Source organism: Arthrobacter sp. MW3 TE3886 (assembly GCF_041262145.1).
Classification (GTDB): Bacteria; Actinomycetota; Actinomycetes; order Actinomycetales; family Micrococcaceae; genus Arthrobacter.
In genome coordinates, this window is the sequence record NZ_JBGCAN010000001.1 from 3,275,293 (window position 1) to 3,299,314 (window position 24,022).

Consider the following 24,022-nt stretch of genomic DNA (forward strand, 5'->3'; position numbering starts at 1 on the left):
ACATGGCCGGGCAGCAACCCGGGGCCTCGCGGTTCCTGCGGACCACCGGACAGCACGCCGTGATCGAACCGGATCCCTTTACCGAGGGCGGCTTCGTGCTGAGCATCGGCGGCGCCGAGCAGTCCCACGTCAACCTGGCCGACCCCGCGGATATCTTCTACGAATACCTGCGCAGGATCGGCCACGTCGTGGACCTTGCCGCCCCCTGGGGCGAGCCGATCACGGCGCTGCACCTGGGCGCGGGGGCCCTGACGCTGGCCCGCTACATCCAGGCCACCCGGCCCGGCTCCGTCCAGTACGCCGTGGAGCTGGAGCGGGAACTGCTGGACTTCGTGCTCGCGCAGCTGCCCCTGCCGGAGGGAACCGAACTGCACACGGTGATCGGCGATGCCCGCGACGCCCTCGCCGGGCTTCCGGCGGACCTCCGCTTCGACGTCGTGATCCTGGACATCTTCTCCGGGCCGGAGGCGCCGGAACACATCGCCTGCACCGGCTTCTACCAGGAGGCGGCGGCCCGGCTGACGCCGCGCGGTGTGTTGATAGTCAACGTGGGCGACGAACCCGGGCTGACCCTGGTCCGGAGCCAGATCGCGGCCATGCGCCGGGCCATGGCCGACGTCTCGGCCTTCGCGGAGACCGGAATGTTCACCGGCCGGTACCCCGGAAACATCATCCTGACCGGGACGCAGGGGCCGTGGCCCGAGGTCTGGACGGCCGCGCTCACGGCGCGCGGTCCGCATCCGGCCCGGCTGCTCGCCGGCGTCGATCTGGACGCGCTGGCCGGCTAGTCCCCGGCCTCCAGGTCCACGGCTTCCACGCCGGGCTCGGCGAACCACAGCCGGGTTTCGCCATACTTCTTCTCGGCAAACCGTTCCATGCCCTCGGGCCACGCCGGCTCGGGACTCCGGGACGAGCGTTCCACCACCACGACAGCGCCCTCGCCCAGGTGCGGCACCAGCTTGGCCAGCACGGCAGCGAGGGCCGGCTCGTCCAGGGGGTAGGGCGGGTCCAGGAACACCAGGTCCCAGATGGCGGAGTCGGCGGTCCGGTCCAGGAAGGATTCGACTTTGGAGCGGTGCACGGAGACCACCTTGCGGCCCGTGACGGTATTGACGAGGTCGGCGTTCCGCTGGCAGACGGCGCTGGCCTTGGCGTCGAATTCGACCAGGTCCACGCAGTCCGCGCCGCGGCTGCCGCTTTCCACCCCCAGCGAGCCGGATCCCGCGTACAGGTCCAGCACGCGGGCGCCGGCGATGACGTTGAAGGCATCCAGCCGGGAGAACAGGGCCTCCTTGACCCGGTCCGTGGTGGGCCGTGTCAGGTTTCCGGGCACGCTGTTCAGCGTGCTGCCGCCGGCCGCGCCGGCAATGATCCGGCTCATGCGCGACCCGCCGCGGACGTCTTTGCCTGGCTCGTGGTCCTAGCCGCGTTCAAGGAACGCCTCCTTCTCGGGGTTCAGGTATTCGTCGATCGCGGCCGCAAGCCTGGGCTGGCCCTGCAGCGAGGGATCGGCGGCGACGATCCGCTGGGCGTCCTGCCGGGCCCGGGCGATCACGTCCTCGTGTTCGAGCACGCGCAGCAGCTTCAGGGTGGAGCGCCCGCCGGACTGCGAGGCGCCGAGGATGTCGCCCTCCCTGCGGAGCTTGAGATCCTCCTGGGACAGTTCGAAGCCGTCGGTGGTGGCAGCCACGGCATCCAGCCGGCGCCGGCTCGGATGGCCGGGCTCCAGGGTGGTGACCAGCAGGCAGGTCCCGGGCAGCCCGCCGCGGCCCACCCGGCCACGCAGTTGGTGGAGCTGGGAGATGCCAAAACGGTCCGCGTCCAGGATCACCATGAGCGTGGCGTTGTGCACGTCCACGCCGACTTCGATCACGGTGGTGGAAACCAGGAGCTTGGTCTGGTTGGCCGTGAAGGAGGCCATGGTCTCGGACTTCAGCACCGGGTCCTGCCTGCCGTGCAGCGGCGCCACAGTGATCCCGGCCAGGGCCGGTTCGTCCTGGAGGTGTTCCACGACGCCGGTGACGGAGGCGAGTTCCCGCCCGCCGTTCTCGCCTTCGAGGTCCGCGGCGGACGGTTCGGCCTCGCCCGGGGTGAAGTCGCCGTCGTCGTCCGCGCCGATCTTGGGGCAAACGACGTAGACCTGATGGCCGGCGTCGATCTCCTCCCGCGAACGGGACCAGATGCGGGTGGCCCACCCCGGGTGTTCCGCGAGCCCCACCACGTGGGTGGAGATTGGGGCGCGGCCGGCGGGGAGCTCGTCGAGCACGGAGGTTTCGAGGTCGCCGAACACGGTCATGGCCACGGTCCGGGGAATCGGGGTGGCGGTCATGACCAGCAGGTGCGGCGGTTTGCTGGCCTTGGCCCGGAGGGCGTCGCGCTGTTCCACACCAAAGCGGTGCTGCTCGTCCACCACAATCAGGCCGAGGTCATAGAAGGACACGTTGTCGCTGAGCAGGGCGTGGGTGCCGATCACGATTCCGGCCGTCCCGGAGGCCGCGTCCAGCATGGCCTGCTTCCGCGCCGCGGTGGGCATGGAGCCGGTGAGCAGGGTGACCTGGACGGCGTCCGGGCCGAACCCGCCAAACATCCCGTCGCGGGAGAGCGGTCCGAGCGTGCGCCGGATGGATTCATAGTGCTGGGCGGCGAGGACTTCGGTGGGGGCCAGCAGGGCAGCCTGTCCCCCGGCGTCCACCACCTGCAGCATGGCGCGCAGCGCCACGATCGTCTTGCCGGAGCCCACCTCGCCCTGGAGCAGCCGGTTCATGGGCGAGTCCCGGGCGAGCTCGTCGGAGAGCGTCTTGCCGACGGCGGCCTGGCCGGCGGTCAGCGTGAACGGCAGCTGGCGGTCGAAGGCTGGCAGCAGGCCGTCGGGTGCCGGGCGGCGGGCCGTCGCTTCCTCGGCGGCGAGTTGGGCGCGGCGGCGGGCCAGGGCCGACTGCAGCACCAGGGCTTCCTGGTAGCGGAACCGGTCGCGGGCACGCTGGAAGTCCGTGGGAGTTTGCGGGGCGTGGATCAGCCGGTAGGCATCCGCGACCGGCAGGAACTTCTCCCGCGCCGCGATCTCGGCCGGCAGCGGGTCGCCGAGGGTTTCCAGCTCCACGGTGTCCAGCAGCGTCGAGATGACCTTTTGGATGGACCAGCTGGTCAGTTTGGCCGTGGCCGGGTACACGGGGATCGGCATGGCGGCGAGCTTCTCCGGGTCGAGGCCCGGCGTTTCGGGATCCTCGTCGAGCAGCAGGAAATCCGGGTTGGTCAGGCCGAGGGATCCGGCGTAGCGGGTCACCTTGCCGGAAAACATGGCGCGCCGGCCCGGCTGCAGCTCGGCCTTGGCCCGGAACCCGTTGAAGAAGCTGACCTTGAGCGTGCCCGGCAGTGCGCCGGCGGCCCGGGCGGAACCCGTCCCGGCGTCGTCGGAGATCACGACGTCGGTGAGGGAGCCGCGCCGGGCGCGCATGGCCCGGGTGCTGTTGGAGACCACCCTGGCGATCAGGGTCACTTCCTCGTCCAGCGGGACCTCGCTGATGGGCGTCAGCTCGCCGCGGCTGAGATAGCGGCGGGGGAAGTAGTTCAGGAGCCCGCCGACAGTGGTGATGCCGAGGTGTTTTTCGATGACAGCCGCGGAGCGCTTGCCGATGCGGCGCTCCAGGCCCAGTTCAAGTTCAGCGTGCATGTCCGTCGGGGTTTCGGGTTTCGGCGGCAGCTGCGAGAGCATCGGGGGCAGCAACGGTGGCGGCAACTGTGGCGGCCGGCGCCTCCGGGTCGCGCGGCACTGCGAGCTCGCTCACGGAAATGTCCGTGGGCTCGCCCAGGGAACGGATCAGCGCGACGGCGGGGTCCGCATCCAGGACGTGGACGTGGACGCGCCAGCGGTAGCGCCCGGCGGCATCCGCGCCGCCGCCAACCTGGCTCATGATCACCGAGTCGCCCATTTCGTCGAGCCGCTGGCGCATCATGGCGGCGTCCAGCGGGGACAGGGAGATGGTGCACATGACTTCGACGCCTTCGTCGCGCGGCATGCCGACGTGGATATGCGGATCCTGGACGTCGTAGCCGTGCAGCCCGTCCAGCAGTTCGCTCTGGAGCTCCTCGCCCAGCACGGCGGAGCGGAGGCAGTCCAGGATCAGCAGCATGCCCACGCCGCCGGCGTCCACCACGTGGGCGGCCTGCAGCGCATCGAGCTGCTCCTCCGTGCGCACCACGGCGGCCAGGGCCGCCTCGACGGCGGCATCCAGGGCCAGCCCGAGCGTCTGGTTGCTGTCATCGCCGTCGTGTGCGGAGTCCACGGCGGCCGCGGCCCGGGCGGCCGCCTCCATGACCGAGAGCATGGTGCCGGGCACGGGATCACTCAGCGCTGACCAGGCCCGGATCTGGGCCCGGTTCAGGGCCGCAGCCAGCAGGGGTGAGCTGATCCGGGTGTGGCCGGCCAGGGGTTCGGCGGCGGCGCAGAGGAAGACGGCGAAGAGGGTTCCCGAGTTGCCGCGGGCCTGTTCCATGGCAACCTCGCCGGCCTGAGCCAGGACGGCGCCAACGTCATGCAGGGACGGATCCGGTGCCGCGTGCGTCGCCCCGACCGGATGTCCCGGCACAGCGGCGTCGGCTGCGTGGGCCGCGGCGCGGACAGTCAAGTAAAGGTTGGTGCCGGTGTCGCCGTCGGCCACCGGAAAGATGTTGATGGCGTTCAGGCGGTCGCTGTGGTTGCCGAGCGTGGTTTCCGCCTTGCCCAACCACCGCTTCATCGCTTGCGCGTTGGCGGCAATCTTAGTCTGCAAAGTGATCCCATCCCACAGCGTCAGCGGGCCTGCCCGCGATCGTTACCCCCGTGCTTTCGGTTGGTGCAGGGGCCTCTACCGAGCCTATCGCAGTGAACCCGGGAGGGAGCGGAACCCCTGCCGGGAAAGTGGCGAGCAGCCCGTGGTCTTCACCGCCGCCGAGGACCCAGGCCATCGGGTCGGCCCCCACCAGCTCCGACGCCGGCAGCAGCGGGGCGGCCAGCTCCTTCAGCGCGGCGGCTTCCAGATTCAGCACCGCGCGGCTGGCGGCCGCCATGCGGTTTCCGTCCCGGACCAGGCCGTCCGAAATGTCCATCATGGCCGATGCTCCCGCCTCACGCGCCAGCGGTCCGGCCGCGAGCGGCGGCTGCGGCCTGCACTGGATGTCCAGGAGGGAGCGCTGCCCGGCGGTCAGGTCGCCCACGGGGACGTCCGACTCCAGCAGCGCCAGCCCTGCGGCGGCCCGGCCCACAGTTCCCGCCAGGGCCACGGTGTCCCCCGGCCGGGCCCCGGAGCGCAGGACGGCCTCTTTGCCGTCCAGGGTCCCCACGATGGCAACGCTGACCGCCAGTTCGCGGCCGCGGCCGAGGTCGCCGCCGGCCACCGCGCAGGCCGGAGCCCCCAGCCCCCTGATGCCGGCCACGAGGCCGTCCGCGAAATCCTCCACCCAGGAGACGAGGGTCTCCGGCGGCATGGTCAGGCTCACCACAAGGGATGTGGCCCGGGCGCCCATGGCATTGATGTCGCTGAGGTTTTGTGCCGCGGCCTTCCAGCCGACGTCGTACCCGGTGGTCCGGTAACCGTTGTTCCATTCGAGCCGGAAATCCTGGTCCGCCACCTGGGTGTCGATGCTCAGCACGGTCCGCCCGTCCGGTGCGGCGACAATCGCGGCGTCGTCCCCCGGGCCGAGCAGCAAGTACGACGCCGCCGCCGGGCCGCCATCGGGCTGCGGGATCGTCAGCCGCGGGAAGATGCGCCCCAGCAGTTGGGACTCCGAGAGCCCGGCAACGGTCAGTGCGGCGTCCGCCGGCAGGGATTCGGACACAGCGGCATCAGGCACAGGTTCAGGCACGGGAGATTCAGGCACAGCCCTACGCTACCGCGACGGACTGACCCTGCCGGGCTGTGGCTCCAGGGAACCCTTCACCTCGTCAGTAGGTAAGGGACCGGCACCCCAGCGCGGACACCCCGGTCCGCAGGACGCCGGCCCCGGCGCTGGAGACACAGACGGTGTACTTGCCCCGGGCCTTGATGGGAATGGCGGCACGGTAGCCGTGGTTGCCTCTCACGTTCAGCGCGCTGTTCACATCCGCCCGGTAGATGTTGGCCGAGACACTGTAGCTCTTGGAGCTCGAATCCGGAGACTTGACGGTGACGCGGACCGGGACGCTCTGGCTCGTGAAGCCCGGATCCATGGCCCAGCCGGTCGCCACGATCGTTCTGCTGGTGCTGGTCCCGGACAGGCGGGCGGTGTCCAGGTAACCCCGCACCGGTGCGGCGGGCTGCGCAACCACATCCCGGCAGCCGAGCAGTGTGTTGCCCGCACTCAGCGGGCTCACGGAGATGCCGTAAGCGCACACGTGGTAGCGGCCGGACAGGGTGATCGGGATGCTGTTCCGGAATCCGTGGTTTCCGGTCAGCGAAAACGCGGCATTGACGTCCGGCCGGGTCCCGTTCGCGGTGAAGGGGTAGCCCTTGGTCTTGCCGTCCGGGCCCGTGACGTAGATGTGCACGGCGTTGGACGCTGCCGGCGTGCCGGGTTCATAGGTCCAGCCCGACGCCGTGATAACCGCCGACGGCGTCTTGGTCTGCACCACGATGGCGTCCACATAGCCGACCGGCCGCGCAGCGGAGGCCGCCGTAGCGTTCACGCAGCCCAGGAAGCCGTTGCCCTTGGTCAGAGGGGCGACAGCGATTCCGGTGGCGCAGACGCGGTACGTTCCGGCCTTCGTCACGCTCACGGATGTCCGGTACCCGTGCGAACCGGCGATCCCCATGGCAGCGTTGACGTCGCTCCGGGCAGCGTTGGCGGTGGTGGTCACTGTCTTCGTGCTGCCGTCCGGGGACGTGACGCTCAACTGGACAGGGATCGACGCCGACGGGACGCCGGCGTCGAAGGACCAGCCTGCGACGTCCAGCCGCGCCGAGGACCCGGCGTTGATGAAGGACACGGAATCCAGATACCCGGTGGGCGGATCACTGACAGCCACGGGGACGTTGCGGCAGCCCAGGGTGGTGTTACCGGCAGCAAACGGGGCAACGGGGATGGCGTAGGCGCAGACCCGATACGTGCCGGTCTCTGTTGCCGGGATGGTGATCGCAAACCCGTGCGTGCCGCTGACCCCCAAGGCCTTATTGACGTCCAGGCGCTGCAGGTTGGCGGTGAAGGCCTGGCCGGTGGTGGCCCCTGCAGGGGTGGTCACGTAGACGTGGACCGGGATGGATGCGCCTGGCTTGCCGCGGTCCACTGCCCAGCCCCGCAGCTTGATGGACGGTTTGCCAGACACCATGGCCGTGCTGACCGCATCGAGGGATCCCTCGGGTGCGGGAGTGCTGGCCAGGGTTACGGTCCGGCAGCCCAGTGCTGTGTTGTTAAAGATGCCGATCGCATAAGCGCAGGCTTGATACTGTCCGGCCGCCTTGACGGCGATCGACGCCTGGAAGCCGTGGTTTCCACTGATGCCCAGCGCCGCGTTGACGTCGGCGCGCGGTTTGTCCGCGGTGAAGGCATGGCCCGTCGTCGTGCCGTCAGGTGCTGTGACATAAATGTGCGTCTGCGTTGAGGTGGAGGCCGCCGCCGGATCCACCGACCATCCGCGGACGTTGATGGTGGCGCCGGACGAGGTGACCGCGAGGGCTGCGCTGTCGAAGGAGCCCTTCGCGGGCGCACCCGGCGGACGGATCGTCACGGTCGCCCCGGTGTTGCTGACAGCGCCAATGGAGACCTTCGTGCCGGCGTGCGTGGTGAAGGTCTGGCCGGCCTGCCAGGCCTGGGTGTTGCTGTAGTAGCCGTTGAAGGCTGTTGCCCGGGTATTGGCCGGAAGCAGGATCGATGAGTTGCCTCCGCCCTGCTGGGTGATCTTCACGCCGCGGTTTCCGTTCTGCGCAATCACGGAGTCGTAACCGACCGGAGTGCGGAGTTCCAGGAAATACACCTCGCCGGATTTCGGGTCCGTGAACTTGGCTGCGCGGTTGGCACCTGTTCCGGCCCACGGCTTGAGGTTCACCGTGCGGGGGGCGGACACCGTGCCCAGGTTGGCGATCTCGTTACCGTTGCCGAACCGGCCCATTTCCCAGAAGCTGGCGCTGATTTCCGGCATGATGTCGAAGTGCGAGATACCCATCAGGTCCAGGTTGTCGCCGTAGGTCTTGATGCTGCAGGTGGCATCCGCAAACCCGGCGAACGGCCCGGAGGCCACGTCCATGGCGCCGCTGCCGCACAGCAGGCTGTTGGCATGGTCCATGCCAAGGGCGTGCCCGAACTCATGTGCCAGGACAGGCGTGGAGAGCCGGCTGTTCTGCGGCATCAGGATGCGGCCGCCAATGTTGCCGTTGCTGTAGGTCATGCCCGCGGCGCCGTTGGTGAGGTAGGCGCCGGGGATGAACATGACCAGTGCCGTGTAGGAACTCTGCGTCCAGCCCAGCTCCTGGGAGACGATGTCCACGATCTGCGCCGGCGACTGCTTGGAGGTCGCGGCGGACTTGTGCAGTTGGCGCGATGAACTCAGCGCAATGTCCACCCGGCCCGCTGTGGCGAAGGCCCAATAGCGGTTGGCGGCGCTGAGCGAGGCTTTCGCCGCCGCCATCGGGACGGCCGTGTCCGTCTCGGCTGCAGACTTGTCGGCCAACTGCACCGTCACCAATGTGGTTTTCAACGTGCCGGCGAGCGGCGCGCTGACGTAGGTGTATTCGGACTTGGCCGCCCTGCCTGCGGGCGGCTCCGGGCGCACAAAGTCATCCACCGGCCCCTGGGGGCTCGGGTCCGACACCGCCGGCACGGCACCAGTCTGCACGGCAGCCGACGGCGCCAGTGCGCCGGCGGACACCTGTCCAGCGGCCGGCACCTCGACAGCAGCCACGGCGGCCTGCGGCAAGGTTGCTGCCAGCATCACGGCGGCAATCACGGTTGCCGCTATGTTTAGTTTTCGCAAGATTGCTCGCTTAAGGGTGAGACCGAAGGTGGATACCTGTGGTGGGAGCGACGTAAGTTGCCTATAGCATAAACGCCAATCCACATCTGTCACCCCAGTAACTTTGATCTCCAGAATCACAACTGCATCACGCATTCTTTTGTGCAAGTTTTGGCGCAGCACCGGCGCACCATTTCGCCACCTGAAAACCGCGTGCCAAACTCTTAGCCGTGCCTCCTTCCGTCGCCGCGGTGAATACCGCCACCCGCAGGGTGCTCGCGGCCGCCGCCGGGGGCCTCCTGCTGTGGCTGATCATCGCCCTTCAACTGTTCGTTAACGTGGACCCCCTCAGCGTGCACCGGACGGACGCCGTCATCATGCTCGGCGGCGCGGCTTCCGAACGCCTGCCGGTGGCGCGCCAGTTCCAGGCCGATTTCCATGTTCCGGTCCTCGTGATCTCGCACACGGACACGTTTGGCAACCGGGCGGCGGATGAGGCGTGCAATTCGGCCGTCTTCCCCAACGCGTCCGTCATCTGCTTCCGCCCCCCGGACCTGGACACCCGCGGCGAAGCACTGGCCATCTCCGGCCTGGTCGAGGCCAACGGCTGGAAGTCCGTCACCGTAGTGACGTCCAGTTATCACCTCACCCGCGCGGGGCGCCTGATTGGGCAGTGCACGACGGCGGACGTACAGATGGTTGCCTCACATCCGGACCTGGATTTGGGCCAATGGTTGCGGCGGTTTGTGATCGAAACCGGAGGACTGATCGATGCTTCCTTGCGGCCGGAATGCGCCATTCAGTGAGCGGAAATGTAACAATTGAACCTCATCCGGCTGAACTGGTCAGCCGGTCCGGGCATCTGACCCAGGCGAGGAGGACATGCTGGAACACTCTCCTGACGGCCCTCCCCCGCTGGCTGCCGCGCCCCGGCACCTGCGCAGGCGCCGCATGCACGCAGAGATCGCGGACACCCTCCTGGTGCCCGGGGCGGAGCCGCTTCCGCTCAAAGAAACGCCCGCCGAAGCGCCGGCTCCTGCAGAACCGGAAACCGCAAACCACGACGCCGCGGACCCGGACACCGCAAGCCAGGATGCCGCAAACGCGGCCACAGAAGCCCAGGACAAGGAATCCCAGCAGCTCCTCCGGGACGCGCAGTACCGACGCAAACGGCGGGTGGCACTCCTGGGCGTTCTCTTCGTAGCTATAGCTTTGCCAGCCATCGTGCTGGCGCTGCTGCTCGGCTGAAGCCTGGCCATAAACCTTAGCAACCACTCGCACACCCTTGGGGAAAACCATGCACAGCATCATGCCGATCTTCGGAACCAGGCCGGAAGCCATCAAGATGGCCCCGATCGTCAGCGCGCTGCAGGAGTCTCCGCTTTTCCGCTGCATCGTGACGGTCACCGGGCAGCACCGCGAGATGCTGGACCAGGTTAATGAACTCTTCGGCATCGTTCCGGACCACGACCTCGACATCCTGCGGCAGGGGCAATCCCTCTCGGCCATCATGACGCGGACCATCGACGGTCTGGAGAAGCTCTTCGCCGGCACCCGGCCGGACGCCGTCGTTGTCCAGGGTGATACCACCACCTCCACGGCCGCGGCCATCGCAGCGTTCTACCACGGCATCCCCGTGGTGCACGTCGAGGCCGGGCTGCGCAGCGGAGACCTGCTCTCGCCGTTTCCGGAGGAAGCCAACCGCAAGATCACGAGCCAGATCGCCCGCCTGCATCTGGCTCCCACCTCCACTAGCCGGGAAAACCTGGAAAGGGAAGGCATAAGTCCGGAGGACATCGTAGTGACCGGCAACACGGTGATTGACGCCCTCCTGGCCACGGTGGACAAGCAGCTGCCCTTCACGGACCCGCGGTTGGAAGCGTTGGCCGCCAGCGGCCGCCTGATCCTGTTGGTGACCACGCACCGGCGCGAAAACCAAGGCGATGCCATGCGCAATATGGGGCGGGCGCTGGCCCGGATCGCCGACGCCGAACCGAACCTTGTGATTGTGCTGCCCGCGCACAAGAATCCCGTGGTGCGCGAGGCCGTACTCCCCGCACTGGAGGGCAAGACCAACGTGCTGGTGACGGAGCCGCTGGCCTACGGCGAATTCACCCGCCTGCTGTCCCGGGCCCACATCGTCCTCACGGACTCCGGCGGAGTGCAGGAGGAAGCGCCCAGCCTCGGCAAACCCGTCCTGGTGATGCGGGAAAACACGGAGCGGCCCGAGGCGCTGGAGGCCGGAACCGTGAAGCTCATTGGCACCGACGAGGAACGGATTGTTGCCGAGGTGAGCCACCTCCTGCACGATTCCGCGCACTTTGCCGCCATGGCAAACGCAGTGAACCCCTATGGCGACGGCAAAGCCGCCGCCCGCACAGTGGCAGCCATCGAGGAACTGCTCGGCGTCGGCTACCGGACCGCGGAGTTCACCGGGGCGTAGCAGGCGACCGACGCCGGGCATCTGGCCCTGCTCGGCTTGCCGCGAGGCATCCCGAGCACGGAAGGGCGTTACCAACGCCACTTTCGGCGAATGAGCGGTCAAGCTCTTCCGGTGGGTCACCCGCAGTCGGTCCCGGTTGGCTGCCCAGAGCCCGCTGAGGCGGTGGTACCAGTCGCGGAGTGGATCGCCGGCATTGCAGGCCGCTCCGAGTTCCCGGTAGTAAGTGTGCAGCCGCTCAGTACCCCTGGCGCCGCCCCCGTAGGCGTAGCCGGCCCGCGCCTTGTACGGCAGCGGCCCGTGGTGCGCGAGGGATTTCCTCAGCTCGAAGGCGGCGTGCGCCCAGTGGGTCCACCGAGGGGCCGGGTGCGGTGATGAGCTCGTCGAAACGGTCCAGAAGCTTGTGGGAGAACACGAACATCCGCCGGTGCGTACCACCAGGAGAATAGGTGAACTCGCCGAAGACCGGCCCTGTCGGGCTGTAGAACATGTCGATATTGTCAAACGGCGAGTCTGCTTCGAGCGAGAGCCTCTGCGCCCGCCACAGCATTTCGGGGGCGTTGACTCTCAATTGCCACTAAGTCGCCAGTTTGGGGACAGAAAACGGCCTGGCCCAATCGTGGAACAATGGAGTTCCAGCCGGGGAGGGAATGCTTAAACCGCCCGCAGCCGAGAAAAAGTGAGAGTGGACGTGAGAATGGACCGCAGGGACTTTCTACGGCTGTCAATGGCGGCCTCCGCCGCTGCCGCCCTGGCCGCTTGCACGCCGGATACAGCGCCCAGTCCCAGACCGCCGTCCGCCCCTGATGTTGCTCCGTCCGCACCAATAACCCGCCGGCCAAAGCCCGGGTATGCCGGCAAGGGCATAGGCATGCCCCGGTTCGACGGATTCGGCTTCGAGCAGCTAAATTCCCTGGACCTGGACTGGTTTTACAATTGGGGGCCAGGCTACCCGCCCCTTCGGCCTACTTCGAGCCACACCGCTGAATTTGTTCCTATGATCTGGGGGCCCGGATCGCTGGAGCGGAATGCAATCGCGCAAGTGCGGTCGGAGGTAGCGTGGACGGGCGCTGAATACCTCCTCGGCTTCAACGAACCCGATCATGACGGCCAGGCGGACATGTCCGTGGGCACTGCCATCAAACTATGGCCGCAGCTGGAACAGTCGGGCCTCAAGCTGGGGTCGCCGGCCCCGGTCCAGGCGCTGGGCGACTGGCTCAAGAAATTCATGGACCAGGCAGCGGCGAAGGACCTTCGGGTGGACTTCGTCACCATGCATTCTTACGCGCCGCCCAACGCCGACTCGTTCCTCAAGACAGTGCAGAAGCTGCATGAACGCTACGGAAAGCCTGTCTGGATCACCGAATTTGCCGTGGCCGACTGGAAAGCCACCGCGAAGTCGCCCAGCCGATTCTCGGAGAGGGAAATACTGGCTTTCATGCTCGAGACTGTCGACGGTCTCCGGCAAATGCCGTTCGTGGAGCGTTTCGCCTGGAAAACACGGGCCCACGACGATCCCATCATGGGAGCCTCGGCACTGTTCCGGAGCAACGGGTCACTAACCCCCACCGGCGAGCTCTACCGGTCCCTTTAAGGCGTCCGTCGAAAGCACGGACACGTCGGAGGGAGCGGCCGGCAGTGGTCCCCCGCCGGGTCCACGGGACCACTCCGTCGTGAGAAGAAATCCTGCGCAATTCCTGCGGTTTTCCGTGAGTTTCCTGAGTGTCTTCTGTGCTAGGTTAGCTCGAGCCCTAGTGCTGTGGCAGTCGATTGACGTCCGCTGTGGCGCTGTCCGCCGACTCTCCGGTCCCTATCGAAAGGAACTCATGGAACGCCGTAAGTTTCTTGCCATGCCCCTTGCGGCCATGGCTGCCCCGGGCGCACTGCTCGCCGCCAATGCTGGATCCGCACACGCGGCTTTGGCGCCGACCGCCATCCCGACAGTCCCGTCCATCACCACTCCCGCCAACACCCTCAAGGGTTTCGGGCATGGCGGCAAGGATGCCCTGGCACTCCAGCAAATCAAGAGCCTCAACCTGGACTGGCACTACACGTGGGGCTCGCACCCCAACGTCACTACCACCCCGCCCTTCGTCCCCATGATCAAGAGCGCCAGGACCATGCTCGAACAGGACGCCCTGGGCTACGTCACACGCCAGCTGGCGGAGACCAAAACCAAGCACCTCCTGGGCTTCAACGAGCCCGATGTCGCGGCCCAGGCGAACATGAGCGTGGACCAGGCGATCAGCCTTTGGCCGAAGCTTCAGGCGACGGGCCTCCGGCTCGGCTCCCCGGCGTGTACCAGTCCGGGAAGCGCGTGGCTGGCCGATTTCATGGCCAAGGCGAAGAATAAGGGCCTCCGTGTGGATTTTGTGACCACTCACGTCTATGCGTGGCCCAAGGCCGACGACTTCCTGAACAAGATCACGATGCTTCACGAGAAATACGGCAAGCCCATCTGGGTGACGGAGTACGCGGTGGCCGACTGGAATGCCACGGCTACCCGGCCCTGCATCTACACCCGGGCCCAGACGGAGGACTTCATGCGCGCCACCGTCGCTGGCTTGCGCGCCATGCCGTTCGTTGAGCGCTTCGCCTGGAAGACGCGGCCGGCCGGAGACATCAAGATGGGGTGCTCAGCCCTTTTCCACACAAACGGCGCCCTCACCAGCACGGGCAGGCTCTACGCTTCCCTGTAAGGGGGCCCGGAGCCTTCTTCTGCGGCTGGTTCCTCCCGGAGCCAACAAGTAGTCCGTTATGCCGACAGAGACCCCACCGGAGCGATTCATCCGGCGGGGTCTCTTTGCGTGGGCGCCGCCGGGACCGGCGGCAAGTGCACCCGTCACATTCAACGCATCCCTGGCCGTCGAATGCATCCGTGGCGTTTAAACGGCCCGGCCCGGTCGGATGATGCGAAATCATTTCGACCGGACCGGTTCTGTTCCCGCCGGGAGGCTGTGCCCCCCGGGCTGGCGCTGCCCTAGTTAGCGGCAGCCAGGTCCAGCAGTTCGCTCTTGTGGCCAGCCGACACTATGTCCCAGCCGGCGGCGTTCCACGTCTCGTGGTCGAGGACGTTGCGTCCGTCGAAGATGCGCTTGCGCGCGACGGCGGCAGACAGTTCAGCGGGATCGACGTTCACGAATTCGTTCCACTCCGTGAGCAGCATGACCAGGTCGGCATCTGCCACGGCCGTGGCCAGCGAGTCGACGTAGTTCAGCCGCGGGTAGCGCTTGGCAGCGTTGGCGTTGGCTGCGGGGTCGTAGACGCTGACGTCGGCTCCGCTGTTGAAGAGCCTGGCAGCTACGTCCAACGCCGGTGAGTCACGGACGTCGTCGCTGTTGGGCTTGAAGGCGACACCGAGGACGGCAACGCGCTTGCCTTCTACAGTGCCAAGCAGCGTCTCCGCGACGTGGACAGCACGGTCACGGCGTCGGAGATTCACTTCGTCCACTTCGTTCAGGAACCGCATGGTGCTGTCCAGACCGAGTTCGGAGACCCGTGCCTGGAGCGCCCGGATGTCCTTGGGCAGGCAGCCGCCGCCGAAGCCGATGCCGGCGTTGAGGAATCGGCGGCCGATCCGGGCGTCGAGTCCGATTGCGTCCGCGAGCGTGCGGATGTTGCCGCCCACGGTCTCCGTAACCTCGGAGAAAGCGTTGATGAAGGAGATCTTGGTCGCGAGGAACGCGTTAGCAGCGACCTTGACCAATTCCGCCGTCTCGAAGTCCGTCGAGATGAACGGTGTATCGCGGCCGATGGCGTCAGCGTAAACCTCGCGCAGGGTGGCCTCGGCAGCGGCAGAGTCGGAGCCGATAACCAGGCGGTCGGGACGCAGCGTGTCCTCCACTGCGAAACCCTCGCGCAGGAACTCCGGGTTCCAGGCAAAGTTCACTGTCACGCCGTCGCGGGATTCTTCGGCGACGAGTCCCTTCAGGCGACGTGCGGAACCCACCGGAACGGTGGACTTGCCGACGATCAGGGAGTCCTTCGTGGCGGCGCGGGCAATGGCGGTTACGGACGCGTCAACGTACGTCATGTCCGCAGCGTGCTCGCCGGCCCGCTGCGGGGTACCGACGGCGATGAAGTGGACGTCGCCAAAGGCGCCGGCCTCTTCGAACGAGGTAGTGAAGCGCAGGCGGCCGGATTCTGTGTGTTTGCGCAGCAGTTCGGGCAGGCCAGGCTCGTGGATGGGCAGTTCGCCCCGGCTGAGGCTATCGATCTTTTCTTTGTCGACGTCGACACCCAGGACTTCGAATCCGAGTTCCGCCATGCATGCCGCATGGGTCGCGCCGAGGTATCCCGTACCGATCACGGTTAGTCGTAGTGTCACTAGTCCCCCAGTAGCCGCAGTTGATTTTCATTGCTTTGGGCGCAAACAGCGCAACCAAACGGGACCACTATATAGCCGTTGCGAAAAATCTCCCATTTGGGCCCTCCCGGGTGACCAAGGTCATCCAACTACCACCCTCGCCCCAAAGTTGTCACTGTCCTGTCGGCTCCAAAGCGAGCCGGCCGTCCTCCAAGTGCAGATGGGCCCCTCAGCACCAGCACCTTATCAACCGCCAAATAGGGTTGCACCGCCTCGCGAGGCTCGCACCCTACACGTAGAGAGCGCTACTAATGTCGCAATAACTGTAAGTTCTGCCTATGTCGTGGCCCCAAAATCCACCACCCTTCTTGTGGTGAGTGGCGTTCAGGCCACTGCAGAACTCGCCAAGCAAATCCTCGAGGATCGGAATAGCATCCACTGATCTAAGTCGTGCAAAGAAGTCAGCCCTCTTCTCCTGAGGCGTGCGCCAATTGCCGCCGCGCCCTTGATCAATTTGTCCTGCGGAAACCTCATAAGTACGCCGCTTCGCGGCTCGGTCCAAGGACAATTCCTGATCCACGCACGTATGCGAAATCGTCGCGGGAGCGGTGCAACCCTGCGCCGAACTCGCTGCGCGTCTTCCAAATGACAGGTTTGGTAACGTTGAACCGGTGGATCGCCATTGCCGAACGTGAGATTCCGGAGCCGGCCGGGCAAGGGCCCTTGTTCCGGACCAGTTCCTCTTTTAACAGTGAGCTGAGGGCCTCGGCCACAGGGTTCGCGTTGCTATCGCCCTTGGAGCCCACGGACGCTACCGGTTTCTTCGGCTTCGAGCCGCTCGGCCTACCTGATCGCCCGATATTTGCACCCCGCGGTCGCTGTTGAGCCGAATTCGGCTTAACAGCGACGCGGATTGCAGGAGGTGTCGATCGCCTCTACACCGAGCATCTGGCCGCGGCCGGCACCAGGGCCTCCAGCGGCACGGCCGGGGACAACTACGGCGACGTCCTCGCCGAGCCCGTTAACGGACTCTATAAAGCTGAGCTTATCCACGCGAGGCCGGCTTCGCCCACGATGACCCGAGGCCGAGTTTTGAACCCCGGGAGGGTCCACTGGTTGAATACTGAGCGCTCTCACGAAAATCCCGATTACCATACTCCGGCAGAAGTTGAAGCCGCCTACTATGGACCAGAGCTAGATCCGCCGCACTCGTTTGAAAAGCGGACTTAAATCTAGGGCGGTTCAGACGGTTCGCCCGTGCTATCAGGGGCCTCCAACAAACCCGATGCGATTCATGGGCTAAACTCGGACGCTGAATACGACCTTGAGGGGGATGCGTGGTAATTGCTAATGGGAACGTGCACGTCGATCACGCCATGTCCGGGGGTGTGCCCGATCTATGTGACGCGGGGCGCGGAGATGGCGATCGGAGCCTCGCGGGATGACGTCGATCTGTTTTGTGTCCGAAACTGGACGGAGCGAAAGGCCCATCAGCGACCCATCGGTACGGTACCGCTGCTATCACCCTGCAGAGGTGCTGGCGGGCCAGGGCAACTTCGCCTCCGTGTACTCGGCCGCTCAATTCTACAAAGACCCGAATTTCGATTACGACGTCTATGTCTTCCACCGGCCCAACGCGGCCCGCAGGAACTTCTTACCTGTCCTCCAACATCTGCGGAGGGCTGGCAAAACGCTCATCGCCGATTACGACGACCTCATCTTTGGCGACGAGAACATCGCTCTACAGTCGTCGGCTGCAAAAAACAGGACACTGACACCCGAGAGGGCCATCGCCGCATTTGCGAGCAACCTCTCGGGCCTGCGAGAATTCGACAAGGTGACCGTTTCGACTGCACCGCTTGCGCAACGGGTAAAGGAATCGAATCCGGACGCCGAAGTGAACGTCGTGCCGAACATCATCCCGCCGTCGATACTGTCCGTCCACGGCGAGCTGGAGACGTACCTCGCGCCGCGACCGCATACGGCGATCGGCTACTTCGCAGGGACCAAGAGCCACGACCGGGACTTCCCGGTGGTCGCCGATGCCCTGCACCGGGTGCTCATGGAGAACGCCGACTTCACGCTGATGATCATCGGGCCCGTCGCGGTCCCGCCGGCGCTCGCTGCGCTGCCGAACGTCAGCACGGCGCCCGCGGTGAATTTTCTGCGGCTGCCCGGGCTGATGACGCTGTGCAGCACGGTAATCGCCCCATTGGAGTTGAGTGACTTCAACGCGTGCAAGTCGCGCGTGAAGTTCCTCGAAGCAGCATTGTCGGGCTGCCGTTTGCTCGCCAGCCCGATCCCGGACATGCGAGCCATCCAATCAGAAAGTCTGAAACACATGGAGTCTCTCGACGACTGGTACGAGGCCTTATCTGCGCCCGTGAAGTCTCTTGACTACAAGCCGCAGGCGGCGGACAACTTCGAGTTCCTGCGTAGCACCTCCCACGTGGACGGTCTGACGACATTCTGGAGTGCAGCATGAGGGTCCTGATTTACGTCGAGCCGCACCCGATTCGAGACAGCCAGACGATGTTGAACGACGTCGCGCGGAAATTCCTTCCGCTGCTAGCGGGGTCCACGCCGGACTTCGACGTTCGTATGTATACGACGCGTGCCCTGTTGGGCGCCCTCGGGACGGAGGCCCTGGCCGGGGTGGAGAAGCGCCTCATCCGGGCGAGCCCAGCTGAGGAGGCCCTGTTCGCCGGGCATCTCTGCGATTGGGAGACCGAGGGCATCCCGGCGTGGTTGAGCCTCATGGCCGGTGACGATGTCGCCGACGACTACGTAGGGGTACTGCGCCGCGTCTGGAGTGTCTTCCCGTACGACATCATCGTCCACTGGGGTGAGAACGGCGCCGTGACCCGCTTCGTCGAGGAGCGGCCCGTGACGCGCATAGCGATGGAGCTCGGCTGCGCCCGTGCCCCGTTCCTTCCGACCGTCGTTATGGACCCGTACGGTACTAACGGCAATGCGATCGTCCCCCGGCTGTCAGTGGACGACCTGCGGGGGATCGTCGGCGACAACCCGATGACGGCCGCCGAGGCGCTCTACGGCTACTCGGCGAACGTCGAGGCCGTGCCCTACGAACAGCAGTTCCTCCCCCTCGATGGTGGGGACTGGCCGGCCCGGATCCTCGGCACCACCCAGAAAATCGCGTTCCTCCCGCTCCAGCTCCACGACGACGCCAACCTCTTGCGCTTCTCCAAGTACGAGACAGTCGAAGACGTCGTACTTGACGTCGTGCCCAAGCTCGCCGCCGCCGGTTACCTGACGGTGATCAAGACGCATCCGGGTGCCAAGAGCCGGCACCAGTCTCAGGCTGCCTTCTCCCTCGCCCGGGCCGCGTTGCGGCCCTGGGCAGACGACGTCGTGTGGCTGGATGCCACTAGGGCGGTGTACAACAATGCCCAGCTGGCTGCGCTGGCCGATCTCGTGGTAACGGTCAACAGCTCCGTTGGGTTCGAGTCGCTGTACTACGACAAAGTTCTTTCGGTGCTGGGCGACGCTGTCTACAAGCCGACGGGCCTGTTCCCCGACCTCGACGAAGCGATCTCCGACGCCTTCGACCTGCCGGCCTACCGGCACGGGATCGGCCTGCTGCGCCGCTTTATGCTCGGCGGGTACATGGTCAGTGACGCCGTTCGCGGCGACTTCCCCGCGTTTCAGAGCGCCGCTGTAACCATCGACGCGGCGCGCCGTGGCCACGACGACGACGCCGTCGCCATCGCGAAGCGCATGTACCAGTCGTTCAGCCTGGCCCGGGAGCACCAGAGCCGCGCGCGAATGGTGCGGGGCGGTTCCGTCCCTGGGTCGGGCGAGTTCGGCGTCCCCGTCGTGATGGCGTCGCACTCCCGCGGGATCGAGCCGACGTCGGCCCAATTCTCGCGCACCGAGTTCACCGGCCCGGCCCGCAAACTCCTCGCCCTGATCGGTGCAGTTGACGCGGACAGCTTCCGAAACGAACTGCGCACGGCGTTTGCCGATCCGAAGACCGCGGAGAAGTACGTTCGCGCCGCGGGAATCGTCGACGAGACGTTCTATCTCACCACGCACAAAGACGTCGCCAAAGCGGCGAAGGATCCTGTCCATCACTGGGCGCGCTACGGCCTCCGCGAAGGACGCAAGCCTCGGCGTGGTCTCAACGTCGGCTCGGTCGAGCAGCTGGTCGACGAGCTGGTCGCCGCCGCTGAGCCGCAGTTCGGCGGCATCCCCCACTTCCCCGATTTTCCCTTAAACCACGACGCCGAAGCTTGCCGTCAGTCCAGCCTCGCCGCGATCCGGGGTGGCCTCGGCACGCGAGGCAACAAGATCGCTGTCGTCGCGCACTTGTACTACCGTGATCTCGTCCCGGAGATCCTCGAACACCTCGCGAACATCCCCGAGGGCTTCGACCTCGTGGTGACGATGCCCGAATGGGGCAACCGCCAGATCGCCGACCTCGTGCGTGCCGCTTACCCGGACGCCCTGCTCTACCCGGCGGCCGACCGCGGCCGCGACCTCGGACCGTTCCTCGACGTGCTCCCCGCGGTTCTCGAGCACGACTACGATGCGATCCTGCACCTGCAGACCAGAGCCGGCTACTTCGATGCCGGCCGCCTGCGCCGCGACCTCGGCGAACTGTGGCGCGGCGAGGCGCTGGAGGCTCTGCTCGGCGGGCCCGAGCGTGTGGCGGCGATCCTCGACGCCTTCCGCGTGGACCCGGCCGTCCATGAAGTCGGACCGCAGCCCCACTACCTCTCCCTGGCCCAGCACCCGTACCACGACGGGGGCGACCTCGGCGAGGCGATCCTCGGGACGACCCCTGCGGAGGGGTTCTTCGATGGGGCGATGTTCTGGGCCCGGCCCGATATCCTCCGCCCGCTCGTCGAGCCGGGTGCACTGACCCTGACGAGCTTCGCCGAGGAGAACGGCGCGAACGACGGTGCGCTGGCCCACCTCGTGGAGCGGCTGTTCGGCCACGCGGCGGTGGCCCACAGTGGGGTGATCCTCGGGGCACCCGTTGACCCGGCCGAGCCCCTTATCACCGACCTCAAGCCCCTCGCGGCCACGATCCACGAGCATCTGGAAGCCGCCCTCGCCGCGAAACAGGCGGCGCGCAAGGCTCGCACGCGTGGGTCGCTGGCGTGGTAGGTGCACCACCGGACGTCACGCTGGTCGCCGGACCCTCGCATGTTGTCCGGTGGAGCTGGCACGTACGCGACCGCGTCGTCGACTCGCCCTTGGCGTGGGACCGTTTCATCGGGCTCGGGGGAGCGCCGGTGTGGCAGGCGTCCCTGCTGAGGCAGGCGGCCCGTGCGGCAGGTCCCGAGGGAAGTCTCGCCGTCCTCGTCGGTGATTTCCGGTTCGGGAACGGCATCCTCCTGGAGGATCCGATGCCCGCTGATGTCTTGGTCGACGGGTTTACGGGCATTGCTGCCAGTGCGATGACCCCTGAGCAGGACCGTGCCATGCTCGAGCGCGGCCTGGCAGGGATGCGCACCTGGCATGAGACGTTCGGCGCCCGCGCGCGCTACGTGCTGTGGGATGTCTTTGGGCGTCAGGTCCAGGATCGCCTCGCGGGTCGCCACATCGCCGACGGGAGTTACCGGCACCCGGCGTTCAACTACGACGAGATTGCAGCCGCGCTGCCGGGCCTCGACATCGTCGATCTGGCCCCGCTGCTACGCCTGCCGATACACGAGGTGTCACGGCTGTTCATCGACAGCAGCAACCACCCCTCGCAACTCGGCTACCTGCTGCTCAACGGGCTGATCTTCGACCGGCTCGACGCACGGGAGGCCTACGCTCGTGCTGTTGGGGCGGTGGAGGGAGCGCTGCTCGCGCTCGCGCAGGACGTTTCCGAGTCCGCTGGCCAGCGGGTGCTGCTCACCGGCAGGTCCGTATGGCTCGATACGCTGTCGCGGTACATGGGAGCGAACGGAGCTCAACGGCTGGCCGACGCCGGGCTCATCCTCGCGCCACTCGATCACGTTCCTGGGCAGCCCTCTCTGGCTCAGATCGTCGAGAGAACCGATCTCGCACGGTGTGCCGCCGTCGTCGTCTCTGCCGGTGGGAGGGACATCTCGGCTCTACTGGCCCGTGCGTTCGGGACGGGACTCTCGATGTGGACGAACGTGCCCGTCATCGACTGGGAGAGCGCGACCGAGAAAGCTATCCGCGACCGACGCGAGACACCCCGGTTCGCTCGCCTCGACACCGCCCTCCGCGCCGACCCCGACGCGATCAAGCCCGCCCTCGTTTCCTCGGCTGTCGAGCAGGGGCCGCTCGGTACCCCATCGTGGTCGGGCATCACGGCGCTCTTGCGGCAGAGCGCCGGGAGCCGCTGGCACGCACCGATGACAGGTGATCGTGAGGCAGTGATGACGGCCGCCCCGTCCGACCTCGTAGGAGCTGAGGCGGTCCACGGTTCGCGGGCTCGAGCGTGCTACGACGCGGATTTGTTGACGGAAAGTCGCAGAAGCAGAGCGGCAATCGAACACTTCCATCTGCTACGCAGCCATGGGCACCCCGCCAACCCCTCTACGTCCAGCTCTCCAGCTTATTTGTACGGGTTGAGCGAAGGTGTATCTGCAGATTTATCCAGCTCGCTGCCGCTCGAACTTCGATTCGGCAATAGATATGAAGGTAACACCCCCGTGACTTTGTCGGTTCTGGGCGATGTTGGAATCATTGTGAGCCGTGGCCAAGCTCAAGCCGTGATACAGCTTTCCCGGAGGGGCCGATTCGTATTCCTGACCGAAGCGGCAACTCGACAGATCTTTTCCGCCGGTCCGCGCGACTACGACTCCGCGGATAGCTTCACCGCCACGCGGACCAGTGCCACGGACTGGGAGATGTTCGAACTCGAGGATGCACCTGCGCCAGATGGTGTCACTAAATTGTGCTTCGACCTACTGGCGGCCGGTGCGCACGGCATAGTCGACGCTCTCCTTGGCGGTGGAACCTTGCCAGGGCTGCTTCGTTGCGCGGTGAACGCGGTGACTTCCGCACCTGAGCTGGCTTCGGCGATCCGCGCCACTGGCGATACGGAGCTTGTGTTTCGCGCAATCCGTGCATGGGCGAGAGACGAGTTGCCCTACACGATCGCCCTGCTAGAGAACCTGCTATCCCCTGGAGAAGCGCCCCTCACCATCGGCAGAAATATGGACTGGCTCTCCTCGAGCGAAGGCACGCCTGCAGACCGAATCGTCAATGACGCAATTCGCCTCTGCCTAGCGAAGGAGGTTAGGTCGTGCGTGGTCGCTACCGCTCGCAATGAGGGCGTCTACATGCTGGAATGGATTGCATATCAGAGGCTTCTCGGATTCGAGCGGATCGTCATCTACACAAACAACAACACCGACGGCTCATTAGCCCTATTACAAGAGCTTCACCGAACCGGCGTCATCACGCTCATCGAGTCCGAGGTCAGCCCGGGTGCGGACGCCCAAATGAAAGCTTATAGGCATGCGGCGCGTCTTCTGCCCAATGCGATTTCCGCAGAATGGTGCGCATTCCTTGATATAGATGAATTTGTTGTCCTTAATGGAGACAGATTTGGAAAGCTCGATGACTACCTAAACTGGGCCGCCCGCAAGGGCGGAGATGCCATTGCACTGACCTGGTCGTTGGTAGAGACAACCACTGCTGTCCAGGACTGGATCAACCTTCCTGTTCTCCAACGCCTCACCCGCTCGTCACCGAGGCAGGTGCCGCTGATCAAGTGCTTCTCTCGACCCGAGTTGATCGATGCCTCTGAGCCGCACCACCCCGTGGCGTCAAACGGCCTTGCGATGCGCATGTCAAATGGAGATGGCATGCGACATCTCTGGGAGATCCTCCCCGACATGCCGATTGACCCAACTCGAGCAGTCCGAGCCGCCAAAGATGCATGCCACCTGTACCACTTTGAACTGCGAACGCTTGCCGAAATGATCTGGAAGTACTCCAGAAACCGGGGAAATCACGCTCTCCAAGGCGAAGACCTGCAGATGAACGCAGACTTCCCTGGGCGTCTCCATCACTTCAAGAGTTGCTTTGCTAACGCCGGGTCCAGCACGCTTCCTTTTGTATCTGTCACTTCCAACCTCCATAAGGAGATGGACTACCTTCGGACACTTGGCACAGTATCGAGCGCGGAGGAGCAAATGAAGATTGCCACGGCGGCAAGACTCCAGGAGCTACTCAGCCGCCTTCCGGATTACCTTGCGTCCGACCAGGCGCGTGCAATCGATTCCGAGAGCCGAGCCTTGCTTGAGGCGGTCGTTGCCGCCTACGGGGCTGATGCACCGCCAGATGACAGCCAGTCTTAAAAGGGCTAGGGCGGCTGTTGAGTTCATGATGGTCTCGCATTCGAAGGGGTCAACTTCTCGGGCGGAAAGCATCTGGCACGAAA

At 65.9% G+C, this 24,022-nt stretch carries 15 protein-coding genes; 9 read left to right on the plus strand and 6 right to left on the minus strand.

All coding sequences use genetic code 11. The annotated features are described in order from the left end of the window. The first annotated feature begins 2 nt into the window (after positions 1–2). Positions 3–788, plus strand: a complete 786-nt coding sequence (locus tag ABH915_RS14940; RefSeq protein ID WP_370122688.1) for a spermidine synthase — start codon at positions 3–5, stop codon at positions 786–788. Here ABH915_RS14940 and rsmD read toward each other — a convergent pair. From rsmD to ABH915_RS14965, 5 genes are all read right to left on the minus strand, one after another. Further along, positions 785–1,381 carry a 16S rRNA (guanine(966)-N(2))-methyltransferase RsmD gene (gene rsmD / locus ABH915_RS14945; RefSeq protein WP_018773478.1) on the minus strand — a complete coding sequence of 199 codons (597 nt, stop codon included), beginning with the start codon at positions 1,379–1,381 and terminating at the stop codon, positions 785–787. The genes ABH915_RS14940 and rsmD overlap by 4 nt on opposite strands. A 39-nt stretch (positions 1,382–1,420) precedes the next feature. Next, the gene (locus ABH915_RS14950; RefSeq protein ID WP_370122690.1) at positions 1,421–3,670 is read right to left on the minus strand and encodes an ATP-dependent DNA helicase RecG; all 2,250 of its coding nucleotides are present in this window, start codon (positions 3,668–3,670) and stop codon (positions 1,421–1,423) included. Beyond that, positions 3,660–4,736 (minus strand): DAK2 domain-containing protein, encoded by a 1,077-nt coding sequence (locus ABH915_RS14955; protein ID WP_043423224.1) that lies wholly within the window; start codon positions 4,734–4,736, stop codon positions 3,660–3,662. The genes ABH915_RS14950 and ABH915_RS14955 overlap by 11 nt, the downstream gene beginning before the upstream one ends. 22 nt (positions 4,737–4,758) lie before the next feature. Beyond that, on the minus strand, positions 4,759–5,829 hold the full coding sequence (thiL, locus tag ABH915_RS14960) for a thiamine-phosphate kinase (RefSeq protein ID WP_370125014.1): 1,071 nt from the start codon (positions 5,827–5,829) through the stop codon (positions 4,759–4,761). A gap of 91 nt (positions 5,830–5,920) precedes the next feature. After that, positions 5,921–8,920 (minus strand): hypothetical protein, encoded by a 3,000-nt coding sequence (locus ABH915_RS14965; RefSeq protein ID WP_370122692.1) that lies wholly within the window; start codon positions 8,918–8,920, stop codon positions 5,921–5,923. A gap of 209 nt (positions 8,921–9,129) precedes the next feature. On the opposite strand from ABH915_RS14965, the gene ABH915_RS14970 reads away from it, so the two are divergent. The 5 genes from ABH915_RS14970 (at position 9,130) to ABH915_RS14990 (ending at position 14,038) form a co-directional block, all read left to right on the plus strand. Next, positions 9,130–9,705: a YdcF family protein gene (locus tag ABH915_RS14970; RefSeq protein ID WP_370122694.1), complete on the plus strand. Its 576-nt coding sequence runs from the start codon at positions 9,130–9,132 to the stop codon at positions 9,703–9,705. Between the two features lie 76 nt (positions 9,706–9,781). Then, positions 9,782–10,147, plus strand: coding sequence for a hypothetical protein (locus ABH915_RS14975; RefSeq protein WP_370122696.1), 366 nt, complete (start codon positions 9,782–9,784; stop codon positions 10,145–10,147). A 49-nt stretch (positions 10,148–10,196) separates the two neighbouring features. Then, positions 10,197–11,342, plus strand: a complete 1,146-nt coding sequence (gene wecB / locus ABH915_RS14980) for a non-hydrolyzing UDP-N-acetylglucosamine 2-epimerase (RefSeq protein ID WP_370122698.1) — start codon at positions 10,197–10,199, stop codon at positions 11,340–11,342. Between the two features lie 694 nt (positions 11,343–12,036). Then, positions 12,037–12,933, plus strand: a complete 897-nt coding sequence (locus tag ABH915_RS14985; protein ID WP_370122700.1) for a glycoside hydrolase family protein — start codon at positions 12,037–12,039, stop codon at positions 12,931–12,933. A gap of 232 nt (positions 12,934–13,165) precedes the next feature. Next, complete coding sequence (locus tag ABH915_RS14990; RefSeq protein ID WP_370122703.1) at positions 13,166–14,038, plus strand: glycosyl hydrolase; 873 nt, start codon at positions 13,166–13,168, stop codon at positions 14,036–14,038. Between the two features lie 281 nt (positions 14,039–14,319). Here ABH915_RS14990 and ABH915_RS14995 read toward each other — a convergent pair whose 3' ends face one another. Then, entirely contained in the window at positions 14,320–15,666 is a 1,347-nt protein-coding gene (locus ABH915_RS14995) for a UDP-glucose/GDP-mannose dehydrogenase family protein (protein ID WP_370122705.1), read from the minus strand. Positions 15,667–17,179: 1,513 nt separating this feature from the next. Between ABH915_RS14995 and ABH915_RS15000 the strand changes: the two genes are divergently transcribed. From ABH915_RS15000 to ABH915_RS15010, 3 genes are all read left to right on the plus strand, one after another. Then, positions 17,180–18,130 (plus strand): hypothetical protein, encoded by a 951-nt coding sequence (locus ABH915_RS15000; RefSeq protein WP_370122707.1) that lies wholly within the window; start codon positions 17,180–17,182, stop codon positions 18,128–18,130. Beyond that, the gene (locus ABH915_RS15005) at positions 18,127–20,778 is read left to right on the plus strand and encodes a rhamnan synthesis F family protein (protein WP_370122710.1); all 2,652 of its coding nucleotides are present in this window, start codon (positions 18,127–18,129) and stop codon (positions 20,776–20,778) included. The genes ABH915_RS15000 and ABH915_RS15005 overlap by 4 nt, the downstream gene beginning before the upstream one ends. A 242-nt stretch (positions 20,779–21,020) precedes the next feature. Continuing rightward, positions 21,021–23,939 (plus strand): glycosyltransferase family 2 protein, encoded by a 2,919-nt coding sequence (locus ABH915_RS15010; protein ID WP_370122712.1) that lies wholly within the window; start codon positions 21,021–21,023, stop codon positions 23,937–23,939. The last annotated feature ends 83 nt before the right edge of the window (positions 23,940–24,022 follow it).